General features: G+C 43.2%; 17 protein-coding genes and 1 other annotated feature. Of the genes, 6 read left to right on the top strand and 11 right to left on the bottom strand.

The annotated features are described in order from the left end of the window. The first annotated feature begins 25 nt into the window (after positions 1-25). Positions 26-277 (top strand): hypothetical protein, encoded by a 252-nt coding sequence (locus tag FILTAD_RS02865; protein WP_124068999.1) that lies wholly within the window; start codon positions 26-28, stop codon positions 275-277. 364 nt (positions 278-641) lie between these two features. On the opposite strand, the gene FILTAD_RS02870 is transcribed toward FILTAD_RS02865, so the two are convergent. From FILTAD_RS02870 to FILTAD_RS02885, 4 genes are all read right to left on the bottom strand, one after another. Next, a complete protein-coding gene (locus FILTAD_RS02870; protein WP_124069000.1) occupies positions 642-1,424 on the bottom strand; it encodes an ABC transporter permease in 783 nt (260 codons plus the stop codon). After that, entirely contained in the window at positions 1,424-2,323 is a 900-nt protein-coding gene (locus FILTAD_RS02875; RefSeq protein ID WP_124069001.1) for an ABC transporter ATP-binding protein, read from the bottom strand. The genes FILTAD_RS02870 and FILTAD_RS02875 overlap by 1 nt, the downstream gene beginning before the upstream one ends. Further along, positions 2,320-2,520 carry a PLDc N-terminal domain-containing protein gene (locus FILTAD_RS02880; RefSeq protein ID WP_124069002.1) on the bottom strand — a complete coding sequence of 67 codons (201 nt, stop codon included), beginning with the start codon at positions 2,518-2,520 and terminating at the stop codon, positions 2,320-2,322. The genes FILTAD_RS02875 and FILTAD_RS02880 overlap by 4 nt, the downstream gene beginning before the upstream one ends. 148 nt (positions 2,521-2,668) lie before the next feature. Further along, complete coding sequence (locus tag FILTAD_RS02885; protein ID WP_124069003.1) at positions 2,669-3,607, bottom strand: carbohydrate kinase family protein; 939 nt, start codon at positions 3,605-3,607, stop codon at positions 2,669-2,671. 204 nt (positions 3,608-3,811) lie between these two features. Between FILTAD_RS02885 and FILTAD_RS02890 the strand changes: the two genes are divergently transcribed. Beyond that, a complete protein-coding gene (locus tag FILTAD_RS02890) occupies positions 3,812-4,696 on the top strand; it encodes an EamA family transporter (protein WP_124069004.1) in 885 nt (294 codons plus the stop codon). A 53-nt stretch (positions 4,697-4,749) separates the two neighbouring features. Here FILTAD_RS02890 and FILTAD_RS02895 read toward each other — a convergent pair whose 3' ends face one another. Beyond that, positions 4,750-5,292 (bottom strand): NADPH-dependent FMN reductase, encoded by a 543-nt coding sequence (locus FILTAD_RS02895; protein ID WP_124069005.1) that lies wholly within the window; start codon positions 5,290-5,292, stop codon positions 4,750-4,752. A 195-nt stretch (positions 5,293-5,487) separates the two neighbouring features. On the opposite strand from FILTAD_RS02895, the gene FILTAD_RS02900 reads away from it, so the two are divergent. The 4 genes from FILTAD_RS02900 (at position 5,488) to FILTAD_RS02915 (ending at position 8,327) form a co-directional block, all read left to right on the top strand. Beyond that, the gene (locus FILTAD_RS02900) at positions 5,488-6,021 is read left to right on the top strand and encodes an RNA polymerase sigma factor (RefSeq protein ID WP_124069022.1); all 534 of its coding nucleotides are present in this window, start codon (positions 5,488-5,490) and stop codon (positions 6,019-6,021) included. Next, positions 6,018-6,767 (top strand): hypothetical protein, encoded by a 750-nt coding sequence (locus tag FILTAD_RS02905; RefSeq protein WP_124069006.1) that lies wholly within the window; start codon positions 6,018-6,020, stop codon positions 6,765-6,767. Before FILTAD_RS02900 ends, FILTAD_RS02905 begins: the two co-directional genes overlap by 4 nt. 94 nt (positions 6,768-6,861) lie before the next feature. After that, positions 6,862-8,046, top strand: coding sequence for an alanyl-tRNA editing protein (locus FILTAD_RS02910; protein ID WP_124069023.1), 1,185 nt, complete (start codon positions 6,862-6,864; stop codon positions 8,044-8,046). After that, complete coding sequence (locus tag FILTAD_RS02915; protein WP_124069007.1) at positions 8,040-8,327, top strand: type II toxin-antitoxin system prevent-host-death family antitoxin; 288 nt, start codon at positions 8,040-8,042, stop codon at positions 8,325-8,327. The genes FILTAD_RS02910 and FILTAD_RS02915 overlap by 7 nt, the downstream gene beginning before the upstream one ends. Positions 8,328-8,420: 93 nt before the next feature. Here the strand turns inward: FILTAD_RS02915 and FILTAD_RS02925 are convergent, their stop codons facing one another. From FILTAD_RS02925 to FILTAD_RS02950, 6 genes are all read right to left on the bottom strand, one after another. Continuing rightward, a complete protein-coding gene (locus FILTAD_RS02925; protein WP_124069008.1) occupies positions 8,421-9,155 on the bottom strand; it encodes a sulfite exporter TauE/SafE family protein in 735 nt (244 codons plus the stop codon). 182 nt (positions 9,156-9,337) lie between these two features. Next, positions 9,338-10,774, bottom strand: a complete 1,437-nt coding sequence (gene proS, locus FILTAD_RS02930) for a proline--tRNA ligase (protein WP_124069009.1) — start codon at positions 10,772-10,774, stop codon at positions 9,338-9,340. A 44-nt stretch (positions 10,775-10,818) separates the two neighbouring features. Then, positions 10,819-11,035: a binding site (T-box leader), on the bottom strand. Between the two features lie 414 nt (positions 11,036-11,449). Next, complete coding sequence (locus FILTAD_RS02935) at positions 11,450-11,695, bottom strand: hypothetical protein (RefSeq protein ID WP_124069010.1); 246 nt, start codon at positions 11,693-11,695, stop codon at positions 11,450-11,452. A 56-nt stretch (positions 11,696-11,751) separates the two neighbouring features. After that, entirely contained in the window at positions 11,752-11,994 is a 243-nt protein-coding gene (locus FILTAD_RS02940; protein WP_124069011.1) for a hypothetical protein, read from the bottom strand. Positions 11,995-12,199: 205 nt separating this feature from the next. After that, entirely contained in the window at positions 12,200-12,622 is a 423-nt protein-coding gene (locus FILTAD_RS02945) for a GNAT family N-acetyltransferase (RefSeq protein ID WP_124069012.1), read from the bottom strand. A gap of 26 nt (positions 12,623-12,648) precedes the next feature. Then, a complete protein-coding gene (locus FILTAD_RS02950) occupies positions 12,649-13,377 on the bottom strand; it encodes a class I SAM-dependent DNA methyltransferase (protein ID WP_124069013.1) in 729 nt (242 codons plus the stop codon). Positions 13,378-13,699: the final 322 nt, after the last annotated feature.

Genomic DNA, 13,699 nt, shown 5'->3' on the forward strand with positions numbered 1-13,699 from the left:
ATTTAGGAAATGGAGGTCGATTTGGATGACGAACAAAAAGGTTTTCACTGAACACGACCGAGAAGACGCAAAAGGTCCATTTATGGATAACCCTGAAAATATCCGTACCGATAAGGTAACCCTCTTCGATATGCATGACGATATGAAAACCGTCGATGCAATCCCTATGGAAGATGCACGTATGGAATGGGAAGAAGAAAAAAGACACTGGGATACAAAAAGCACCTCGTCCAGTGAAGAAAAATTTCCGGGGTCTAAGAAAAGCGACAACGCCTGAATAGGGGCGACAGGCATAAGACGACCCGGAAATGTGGCGCACTTTGCCACATAGCTGGGATGGCTTATGACCCAAGCCCCTAGGCGTTGGAGCTAGACAATAAGAAAAGCGACAACGCCTGAATAGGGGCGACAGGCATAAGACGACCCGGAAATGTGGCGCACTTTGCCACATAGCTGGGATGGCTTATGACCCGAGCCCCTAGGCGTTGGAGCTAGACAATAAGAAAAGCGACAACGCCTGAATAGGGGCGACAGGCATAACATAGCCCACCTAGCTGACCAATAAAAAGCAGTGCTTTCTTTCACTTAGCGTGAAGAAGACACTGCTTTTTCCAATCAACTTTCACTAATCCATACGATGTTCACACAGTCGTCTTAGATGCATTTCGTTTCGCCATACTACTACCGAAAATGATAAGAACGATAATGAATAACACAGTAATGATAATACTCATCCACAAGTCCGACATATCGGCATTCGGCTGAAACCAATATGTCGCATAGATTGCTACCTTCCATGGCGAGACCGTCCAATACGTACCAATAAGGGAATCGATAATTTGAAAAATAAGCGTGGCAAAAATTGCCAACCCTGCCGCACCGCCCGTCGGAAGCCATGCACTTAGCGCAAGCACAACCGTCACAACGAAAACTATCCAAATACTATAGGTCGCGATAAAAGCAAAGACTTCCCAGGCATCCACGTGATTAAAAAGAATCTCAATATAATACCAAGCAGCCAGTATACCAAGCCAAACGCTACCAAGTACAACGCCATTTGTAACCAGCCACTTGCTCAAAAAATAATGCCCATAGGAAAGTGGACGGACATACAGCAATGTGGCCGTTCCATTTTTTCTTTCCCCTGAGATTGAGCCCATGAAAGCAAGCACAATAATAAGAATACCGATAAACTGATATTGCCCGAGCAAAGATGAGAAAATATCTTCTCCCTTGAATTCCGGCCATTGAAAATCGGCCCCTTCTGGCATATTGCCTACACTTTTCATAATCTCGGGAAGGAAATGGTTTGTCACGGGCTCCAATATTCCGAAGATGATAAAAGCAATTGGAATCCATAAGACCTTGAAATTCCGGCTATTTTCACGCCATTCTTTCTTGAGTAGTACACTGAACCCACTCATCAGATCACCGCCACTTTCATGAAGATTTCCTCAAGACTTGCTGTTTGTCGCTCTATCTTCCGCACTAAAAATGACTGCCCGTGTAACAATGCTATAATTGCTGGCATTCCCACACCTTCCGTTAGTACATCGATTGCTACAGTCAACCCATTTGCCGACACATGCCATGGCGCCATTTCAGTAAAACGTTGCAATTCCTGTTCCTTTTCAAATTCAATAATAATCCGAGGTTCTGCATATCGTGAACGCACATCATCAAGTGATCCCTGTTCGACAAGTTTCCCTTGTCTTAAAAACAGAAGTTGATCCGTCATTTCTTCCGCATCATTTAGAATGTGAGTTGAATACAAAATCGTCGTTTCTTGTTGTATCTCTTTCAATAAGTTCATCACTTGCCGACGTCCAACTGGATCGAGTGCAGACACAGGTTCATCTAGAAGAATCAATTTGGGTTTATGAACAATCGCTTGCGCAAGCCCCAGCCGCTGTTTCATCCCTCCAGAAAAAGTCCCCGTCTTTTTAGATAATGAATCACCAAGACCAACGAATTCTAGTGTCTTCTTTGCCTCCATTACCGCCTTCCTAGTTTCCACGCCACTCAAGCGTGCCGCCATTTCTGTAAACTCAAGTGCAGATAACCATGAGAAAAACTTCGGGTATTGTGGAAGAAATCCAATAATCGACTGGATATCTTGGCGAGCGGTACTTTGAAATTGGAGTGTCCCACTTGTCTGCGGAACAAGACCCGCAAGCATTGATAGTGTCGTTGTTTTTCCAGATCCATTAGGCCCTATTAAGGCCGTTGATGTGTGCTCCTCCAACTCAAATGAGACCGTATCGACGACCTTGGTACTTCCGTACTTTTTCGTTAGATCCACCACTTGAAGCAATTGGGTCATGCCTGCCGCCTCCCGAATATGAAATACACAATGGGTCCTATTAAATTCCCTAGGACGATGATAAATATCCACATGATGAACGGTCCATTCGTTCGCTGATGCCGGATCACGTCAACAAGTGCGACAATCATAAGGATCAATTGAAGAACGAGTAAAGGCATGATAAGATTCCACGGTATAGTAGCCAGTTCAGACAATCACTTCACAACCTCCCTAGATATTGTTGGTCAATAAAGTATAGCATTGGTGTTATACATTGTATAGAACAGGGGTGAAAGTTATTACTACTATATGGAACGCAATTAAAAAATCCTCCCCTGTATAATTCAAGGAAGGATTCTATGTTCACTTTTCAATTTCTTCTAGCCGTGGCATGGCAGATAGTGCGCCCGGTTTCGTTGCACAAAGCGCTCCGAGTTGGTTACCAAAAGAAATAATGTCTATCCATTCTTTACGCGTTTCAGGTTTGCCTTTCAAGTGGATCTGCCGAAGAATACCGGCAATAAATGCATCACCCGCCCCGGTCGTATCTACAGGCACAACCGGTTCTACGCCTACATGTGTCATAACACCATCAATGACAGCGAACGTACCTTGCTCGCCAGCGGTGATAAGTATAATGGGTATCTGATAAGATGCTAACCTCGCTATTCCAGCATCTAAGGTATCCGTTTCAGTAAGGAGGAACAATTCTTCCTCTGTCAGTTTCACCAAATCCGCTTTAACCACGAACGGAAGGATCGTTTCTCTGCATATCGCTTCGCTTTCCCATCGAAGCGGTCGAATATTCGCATCAACTGACAGCAACGCCCCTGACTCTTTAGCTAAATGAACCGCCTCACGGGTTGTCTTCAACGCCGTAGGATGAAACATCGTACCAGAGCAAATATGCAAAACGGAAGCGCCCTTGAATGCCATATTTTTTAAATCTGATTTCTCCACTTGAATATCTGGCGTGTCATCAATATATGTATGAAACAATCTTTCATTGCCCTCCAACAAATGAACATACACACCACTTACCCGCTTATCGTTCTCCAATTTGGCAAACGACAAATCGACGCCTTCTTTGCCTAGTTCATCCCGGACGAATTGCGAAGTTTCATCATCACCCGTCACAGTAATGAATGAAGAAGGAGCTCCTAGCCTGGATATACCTGCCGCAACATTAACTGTTGCCCCGCCAAGATACGTTTTAAACGTCGTATTCGACCTATCTTCTGCTATATAATCGACGAACGCATCGCCGTACACTAACACATGCTTTTTCGTTGTATCAATCATTGTTAAACTCCCTACAAATTGTTTTTTTCCATCGTATCATGGAAACCATTATACGGGAAGGATGCCCAGTGTGGTAGAATATACCGTGTCATATTGAGCACGATTTCAAATCAAAAATTAACCCCAATAGAAGTCAGACATCAGACTTATAAAAGTTTAGGTAGCCATGCTATACTGGTGTGATGGAACAGGAGGACTTTGCTTATGAAACAATGGATGTATCCCTTATTAATCATCTTTGCGGCAAGTTGTTACGGAATCCTTTCAACAATTATAAAACTGGCAATCAGAGACGGCTTTACCGCTGCGGAAGCGGTAACAAGCCAATACTTCGTCGGGTTTTTTATAGCACTTATTGTTTTTATCATCGTACGACATAAAGTTCCCAAATTCGGAGGCGGTTTTACATTAGTCATTGCGGGGTTATTTACCGCAACGACTGGAACGGTATACGGCCAAGCGGTTGAATACATGCCGGCATCTCTTGCGGTAGTCATGCTATTTCAGTTCACTTGGGTTGGTATGTTGTTCGACTGTATCGCAAAACGGCGTCTGCCGAAGCGAATCGAAGTGATTTCACTTGTCTTCCTTTTCGGCGGAACCATTCTTGCGGCCGGTATTATCGATGCCGATTTAAGCGGAATCCCATGGCAAGGTTGGGCATGGGGTATGGCCTCTGCCGTCAGCTTCGCGTCCTTCGTGACAATCAACCAACGCGTTGTTGAAGGGATGGATACCGAAACACGCCTGCTATTCACGTCGTTCTTCGCAGCAATCGCCATTTTCTTCTTCCAAACACCCGAGATTGTTTGGAACGGCACTTTATTTGGCGGCGGGCTATGGATTTATGGGTTGATCCTCGGATTATTCGGGATTGTCATTCCAATCTATCTCTTTTCCATTGCAGTGCCAAAAGTCGGTGGTGCTATGACCTCTATTTTAAGCGCTATGGAACTGCCGGTCGCTGTCACTGCTTCCGTCATTTTACTAGGCGAAACGCTGACTATACTCCAAGTTGTGGGTATCCTGGTTATTCTAATCGGAATGAGCTTGCCTTCACTTGAACATCGACGATTAAAGTATTTGTAACGACAAAAAAGCCTTTCACACTCTCTGTGAAAGGTTTTTTTAGATGGTGTTACTCAGTTATTTTGTTCGCCTACAAATTCTACGAACTTATCGATAACCATATCCAGGAACTTGAGTGTCATTTCATCCGTTAATTCACCATTACTGAATTTTTGGCCTGCTGCCCCTATGATGATTTCATTGCCTGCTGGCGGCATTGTTGTCGCTTGGATGCTGGATAGGACTTGGCGCAAGTGTAATTGAGCCCTCAATGAACCCATTGCACCTTGGGAAACGCCCATCGGCAATACCGGTTTTCCTGCAATCGGTTTATCCACCCTGGATAGCCATTCCAACGCATTTTTTAAAACGCCGGAAGTGGACCAGTTGAACTCGGGCGTGCTGATTAATACAGCATCTGCTCCTGCAATCAAATTCTTGAAGTTTACCACTACTTCTGGCGGTGTTTTTTCATCATCTTCATTAAAGAACGGCAGATTTCCGATTTCCGCTATTTCCATGTCAAAACGGTTACTGTATCTTTTTTCAATCGTTTTCACCAACTGCATGTTGAACGAGTCCTTTCGTAAACTACCTACTAACGCTACTACTTTCATATGTATTTCTCCTTTAATTTTATTTATTTTTCTCATATAAGTATTCTACACCATTAACCTATTTGCATACCTACATATGCTTAGATCAGCATTTCATATAAATAAACGAACCTCCGAAAACTTTTTGACCATAACAAGGGTATATATATTAAGAGCAACAATTTCACGTTGTTCCGAAAGGAGTGCAAATGAGTGATGAAAAACGAATGGATAACCGGCATCCAATCAGGTGATAAAGATGCATTCCACCAATTTTACGAAGCGTACGCAGATTCTGCGATCCGAACTGCATCCGCCATCACGGGAAACCGTGAAATGGCGAAGGATGCAGTCCAGGAAACGTTCATCCGCGTCTATCGACAAATTGAACAATACAACCCTGATTTGCCATTCGATCCTTGGTTTTATAGAATCCTGACAAATGAATGCCTTCGCCTTCTGAAGAAAGAGTCTCCTCTTTCAAAGTTCGAACTTCCCGACTTGGAAAATAATCCTACCTTAGCTGAAGAATCCTTCGACCAACTTTCCGACTTATACGATACGATTCAGTCTCTAGATGATGTACATCGAATTCCGCTCATTTTAAAGTACGTGAAAGGTTTCACTGGGAAAGAAATTGCGGATATCCTAAGACTGAACCACAACACTGTGAAATCACGGTTGTTTAAGGGAAGGAAGCGGTTGAAAGAGCAATTAGAGCCGCATGAAAAAGGAGGTGCCTCACAATGAGTAATCTGGATAAACAGGCAAAAAAAGATATTGATAAACGGACGACACAAGATACACACGGTCTAAAGGATGAGATCTGGGACGGTTTGGAAAATGAATTATTCAGTGTAAAGAAAGGAGAAGTGAAGAAAATGAAAAGGAAAAAGAAAAAGCGTGTACTTCCATTCGTACTGCTGGCGGCTGCGGCCATTATCCTCGTGTTTACCGTACAAACAGATACAGGGATGGCATTCATCAAGACTATCAAAGACATGTTCGTCCCTGAAAAAGAGGTCGTTCAAAATATCGAAGGCCAAGACGAAATAACAAATGTCGACTTACACGAGGGGCAAGATTCCAATTACATCATTTACGTTGATGAAACACGATACAAAGTGATCAAGGGAGAGGTATCCGATATCATTACAACGATTGATCCACTCCCGGAAAAGTACCCTGAAGTCACTATGGAAATCAAACAAGTCGCAGATGAAAAACCGGAGGATCTCGTAAAAAAAGTCGAAGCCGACTTAATAAAAGACTTTCCTGAACTACGGGACATTAAAGAAGTAACGGAACCCGTCGAAGGTTTCCTTTTACACGGAGCCGCCGGTAGTCAATGGGACAGTAAAATTGTTCACACTTATATCATCAGCAACGGCAAAAAGGGTAGTTTCATCATCAAGGAAAACTACTTCCTCGAAGCGGCGGAAGGCCATGGTGCCCGATTCCATCGTATGCTGGAGAGCTTTGAGATCGTGGAATGATAAATGAGAAGAGAGTCCGAGCCGTATGGTTTTGGCTCTCTTCCCTTCTTTCATGATAGACTGAAGAAAAACGATGGTAGGAGTCGATATCATGTTGAAGGATCGATTGTATTACGAAAATCCCTATTGCCAAAAATTCTCGACGCATGTGGTAAACGTGTCGCAGGATACCAAAGGAAGCCCATATGTCGTGTTGGATAATACGGCATTTTATCCGACTGGTGGCGGGCAACCCCATGATACAGGGACTTTGAATGGATTTCGCGTACTGAGTGTGGAGGAAGTGGACGGGGAAATCCGCCATTTCGTTGCGGGAAACCTGGATTCCCCCAATGAGGTAGAAGGTGTGATTGACTGGGTGCGTCGATTTGATCATATGCAGCAGCATGCGGGCCAACATATTTTGACCGCTGCATTTGTGGAGTTGTTTGATTTCCAAACGGTTAGTTTCCATTTAGGCAATGAAATCGTATCGATTGATTTGGATGTAGAGGCTGTTTCAGAGCAACAATTGGATGAAGTGGAGCAACTGGCAAACAAAATCATCTTGGAGAACCGACCGATTGAAACAAAATGGGTGACGGAAGACGAACTTGATCATGATTCCCTGCGTAAGCAACTGGCAGTGACGGACGAGATCCGCCTAGTCATCATCCCCGATTATGACTATAACGGTTGCGGCGGCACGCATCCAGATTCAACAGGTCAGGTAAGTACCATTAAAATTTTGTCGACGGAAAAACAAAAGCGCAAAACCCGTGTACATTTTGTCTGTGGCGGGCGTGTACTGCAACAATTGCATAAGAAAAACCGTGAATTGGCAACTACGTCGAAGCTGTTAAGTGCACCCGAAGATGGTGTCGCCGCTTCTGTGGAGAAGTTATTGGAAACGAATCGAGTGCTTGAGAAGTCGTTGGAAGAAGTGAACGATGAATTGTTAGCATTCGAGGTGAAAGACTTACTGAGCCAGCAGAACAATTACGTCGTAAAAGCCGTGTTCGCAAATCGGCCTGTCCAAAGTCTACAAAAACTCGCCCGTCTACTCGTGGCGGAAGACGATGAAATCATTGTCCTTTTTGTCGCCGAAAATGAAGATCAGTTACAGTTTGTCGCAGCACGTGGAGCTTCCGTGGAAACGAGCATGAAGCAAATTTCATCAGCTACACTCCCCCTCATTAACGGAAAAGGCGGAGGAAGCGATGCATTTGTTCAAGGGGGCGGCGAGCGCGCCGTAACAGCGAATGAATTGCTACAGGTAATGGTGGAATATACATGTTGAATATAAAACCGTCAGCAGCGATTCGAAATAACTATAATGAGATCGTCGAAATATGCAAGACAACCGGAGAACCCGTATACCTCACTAAAAATGGTGAAGGCGACCTTGTCGTCATGGATATCGCTGCATTTACCAAACGTGAAAGTATGCTAAAGTTGCGTGAAAACTTAATTTCGGCCGAGGAAGATCGACTTTCCGGTAGGACCAGATATAGCATTGATGATGTTTCTTTGATGATGAAAAGCGCGGTGAAGGAAGTGCTCGATGGAAAACGTCAATAACAACTATAATGTGGTTGTATCAGAACGTGCCACACAGATGCTTGTGTCACACTCCCGTTTTTTAGCCCCAATATGCGAAAAGGCTGCCATGAATCACCCAAAATACTTCACAGCAATTTGCATGATCAAAAGGATAGTGACGATGCGCAGGATAGGTTTAACATGTTCTTTTTTCAATCTACGCGCGAGGCGAACACCGAGTTGCGCGCCGCTTATCGAACCGAGCATTAACGCGATCGTAAGGGGCCAAATGATTTTCCCGGTCGAGATATAGCTGATTGATGCACCGAAACAACTCGAAAAAATCATGACCCGAGACAGTCCAACCGCCCGCAAATAAGAAACACGTAAACGTGCATATACGTACAGCGCAAGCGTCCCGCTACCGGGTCCAAACACACCGTCATATATACCGATCCCATACAATGAAGTGGTACTTTTTTTAGTTACACGAAAGGGTTCATCGCCTTCAAAGTCTGTTTTGCCAAGAAATGAGGTTATGAAAGCAAATGTTAAAAGGATAATTGCGATAACAATCATCCATTCCTCTTTCAGCAGGGATGCGATGATTCCACCAGTAATCCCACCGGCAAGACTAATTGGGATAACTGTCAGAGCTTCTTTTACAGTCACTTCCTTGTTTTTGTAAATCACAAGAAAACTCGAAAGCGAACTAACTGTATTCGATACTTTATTCGCCCCGATTGCAGAGTGAACTGGCAATCCCAGTAGGAGCATGGCTGGTAAACTAATAAGCCCCCCACCGCCTGCCAGTGTACCAAGCGTTGTTGCAGCAAAGCCGATGAAATAAAGCATAATGAATTCCATAGGATGTCCTTCTTTCCTTGAACCTCTATATCATTAGCTTATTCGTATTCGGCTCATAAGTATATTCAATTATATGAATGAAATACCATTCGCAAAGCGAATGACCTTTTACGGTTATTATAAAAGTCAACAAAAAACGTTCCTACCCTTTCATCGGGTGGAACGTTTTGTAGTTCTTTTTATTAGTAAGCGCGAGCGAACCAAACGGTATGTTTCGATTCTTTCCCACAATTGATGCAAGTGGATTTTGTAGTAGGTGGATTGAATGGAATATTCCGTGTCGTGAATTTCGTCACTTCTTTCACATGTTCTTCACAAGCATCATCTCCGCACCAACCCGCAAGAATCCACCCGGGAATATCTCCATTTTCAGTTGAAGTAGCGATATGTTGCGTTAATTGCTCAAGCGAATCCACATGTGTATGGGAGTGCTTGTCGCGGAATATACGCGCCTTTTCAAGCAAACGCGTTTGCATTGTCTGCAATTCATCTACAATTGTATCTACACTCGACGGTAGATCGACAGCGACTTTCTCATCCCAATCACGTGCCTTTATGAGCGCTTGGCTATTTTCCAAATCACGTGGCCCCAATTCAACGCGGACAGGAACCCCTTTTTGTTCCCACTCATTGAATTTGTAACCTGGGGACCGATCGGAATCATCCAAACGTACACGGATTCCTTTAGCCTTCAACTCTGCAAATAGTTTGTCCAAATTCTCCATGATTGCAGGATTCTTCTTCCATGGGCCAACTGGAATCAGGACAACCTGCGTCGGTGCTACACGCGGCGGTAGGACAAGGCCTTGTTCATCGCCATGGACCATGATGACGGACCCGATTAACCGTGTGGATGTTCCCCATGAAGTCGTGTGCACAAATTGATGTTTGTTTTCTTTCGTCAGGTATTTTATATCAAATGCTTCTGCAAACTTTGTTCCCAAGTAATGGGACGTTCCTGCTTGAACCGCTTTTCCATCCTTCATCATCGCCTCGATGGAAAACGTATCCACTGCACCTGCAAAACGCTCGGAAGGTGTTTTTTGTCCGTCGTATACAGGAATAGCAAGCAGCTCTTCCACAACTTCTTTATAAATGGTAAGCATCTGCATCGTTTCAGCCCGTGCTTCATCTTCATCTACGTGCGCCGTATGTCCTTCTTGCCATAGAAACTCGGAAGTACGGATGAACGGAAGTGTCTTCTTCTCCCAACGGAAAACGTTCGCCCATTGGTTGATCAATACAGGAAGATCCCGATAGCTATTGATCCAATCGGCATACAAATGACCAATCATCGTTTCTGAAGTTGGTCGGAGTGCAAGACGTTCTTCCAACTTTTCGCCTGCAACTTCCGTAACCCAAGGCAACTCAGGTGAAAATCCTTCGATATGGTCCTTTTCTTTTTGGAAGAACGATTCAGGTATGAGCATCGGGAAATAAGCATTGCGATGGCCCGTCTCCTTAAAGCGTCGATTCATCTCATCTTGGATATGTTCCCAAATTTCATAGCCATCCGGTTTGAAAGCAATACAGCCGCGGACTGGTGTATAATCCATCAAATCCGCCTTTTGAATCGTGTCGATGTACCATTCCGTAAAATCATTCTGTTGGTTTGTCATTTGTTTTCCCCCTTACAATAATAAAAAGCACAAAGCCGTCCCTCTGAAAGGACGTCTTTGTGCTGAATGGACGTGGTACCACCTTAGTTTAGCTTAGCTGAATCTAAGCCCTCTAAACGTTTCATAACGGCAACGAACCGGTTATGTTGTCATAACATCTCAGTGGTAGGTTTCAATAAGAAGCGGTGGTAAGGCTTTCAGCAAATGACCTTACTCTCTGGTTCACAATTCTTATTTACTCAGTCACGTCAAGGATTCATATTGCTTATAATATACCAAATACGTATGGTTAATACAATTCATGTTTTTCTGCTGACACACGTCGAAGAGATTTGGACACAACGCCTCGGTAAGACCATCTTTAATTTATTTGCCCATATAGAACAAGCAAAAGTTTATAACATCAAAAAGGACAGTTGCTTTTTCGTTTCAGTTCTCGCTTTCCGAGGGCGATATATCTCAGCATCCTTGTCTGCTGGGGTCTCAAGGCTCATGCTATTCCCGCGGGAGTCGAGCGCTTCCACTACAAGCAACAAGAAAGAGGAATCAAGAAGGGGTAGAAAACGGATGATATCGGCGGATCGATTGTCGTAGCTGATGGTAGAGGTATTTTTTTTAATGATTTTCGGTTCTAAACAGGCTAGATTTTGCTTAGAAACTAAAACTCACTTGTATTCATAGCAGAGACTTTTGATGCGGATGACGCACCAAATAAATCTGAATTTGATTTTCTTCTAGTCGATAGAATACCTTGTACGGATCTACCTTACCAGGGGAAATAAGCACCATTCTCATATCTATGGTCATACCCTCAATGGCAACAATTCTACCAGGCTCATATAAAAAGATGTCCTGACAAGAGAAAAAACTTTCAATAACTTCTACCAAATGCCCACCAATAGGTATCCAACCGTTTTCCATCCTTCAAACGTCCAACTCAAGTAACGAATTCACCGATGATTCTCTCCATATAACCTTCATTGTTTTTTAATCCGGGCCAATCTTTTTAGTATCTCTTGCTTCGACACCGGCGGATTATAGTTGTTCATTGCTTCCTGTAGTAGCAATTTCTCTTCTGAATCTACGACCTCATAATTACCTGTCTGACTAGCCTCTTCAATCTCAAATAACATAAACTTTCGATTGCCTATCTGAATAAAAGCATCCCCCGTTGCCACAGCATTCGCAAGTTCTTCATTTTCAAGCTGTACAAATTTCATACGAATCCCTCCATGAGATTAATGTATATAGCATAACATATTCCCTTATCAATTATCAGACAATTGACTGAAAGAATAGCTGCAAGTGATAATATAATACCTTGAACAATTGAACGCCAGTATGTGACTAAACACATTAACGGGACTTCCGTTTTTCAGTTATGGATACATCTACTGTATAAATCGTGAACCTACTTCTTATTGGCTAGCTATCGAATCTCTTCTGCAAAAAGTATTGGCTAAACCCTTTTGGATGATCTTCTATCACACCAAAAATTTCATAGCCGTTTTTCTGATAAAATGCCGGCGCTTGAAAGCTGAATGTATCCAAGTGTATAAGCCTGCATCCCTTAGCTCTTGCAACGCTTTCGATTTTCCCCAATAGAATACTGCCATAGCCCTTTTCCCTAACACTCTCACCGACCCACAAAAAGTCAATATGCATATGACGCCAAAACATATCTCCGGTAATGCCACCCATTATTTCTCCATTGTCATTTTTTAAAACATAGCTAATGCTCTCCCTTGGCGTTTTAAGTTCGTTGGGAAGCTGTTTCATATTATGCTCAATGACTTTACTTCGGATAAAATCGCTATCTTCTTGATTCCATTGTTCAACTATTTCCATATGATTTATCCCCCACTACTACTTCTTTATTTTTTGCATGCAAACACCAAAAACAAGGGGATTCTCATTCGTCTCTTATATTCCTCTTCATTTTTGAAGTTCTCGCGGCGCGGACGGCATTCACTTATTTCTTCTATTTTAAATCCTGCACGTTTCAATCCTTGAAAGTATTCTTCTATTGTCCGATGATATTTGACGACATCTTTTTCAATCCATGGCTCCACCCGTTTTCCAGTATGAAAGTAATCATCCACTTTCCAATCTGTTCGTGCCGATTTTGTTGCACTTTGTACTGAAGAAGTTAAAACTGGATGTTGAATACTGAAAACGAATTGCCCATCTTCTTTTAGGGAGTTATACACCTGATTAAACACGGGTTCTATATTTTCTACATAATGCAGGGCTAACCGGGATACGACCAAGTCATACACTTCTTCCGGAAAACCCCATGTTTCCATCGATGAATGATGGATTTTACTAATAGTATAATCCAAGGCGTTTACTGCCTTTCGGACCATATTAAGCGAACCTTCAACGCCCTCGTAAAACGAACAGCCTTGTCCCAGTAGCTCAACTCCGAATTCAGCGTCCCCACAACCTAAATCCAGTACCTTTTTTCCACGAACTTCGCCAATCAGCTCCATTAACACAGGCTTTTCAATGACATTGTTCGGACTTTCCGCCCTACATCTTCTTGATAGATAATTGTCAAGGAATTCATCATCGTCATAAACCGCGGAACCTTTATATTCCAAGAAAAATCCCCCATTATAAGTAGTTTAAATACCGCTTCCCATTGATTGATTACGGTTAGAAGAATGCACCACTTCCGCCATCCTTTTACCAGTGTTTTCCGCAAGACTTAACATTTGTCGCCAACGTATTCACCAATGGGATAAAATTTAAAATAACGAAGGATAAAAAAGCCTAACTCCTGCTTCTTTTTGGCGAGGAATTAGGCTTTTGATGTTAAACAAACGTCAGCAATAGGTAAGCGTTTGAAGCAATCTCCAGCTTTTCCCCTGCTCAACACGGAACGTGCAAGTTTCCCCGCATTCCGCGCTCCATCTAACTTCA

It is taken from the genome of Filibacter tadaridae (genome assembly GCF_900609045.1).
Taxonomy (GTDB): domain Bacteria; phylum Bacillota; class Bacilli; order Bacillales_A; family Planococcaceae; genus Sporosarcina; species Sporosarcina tadaridae.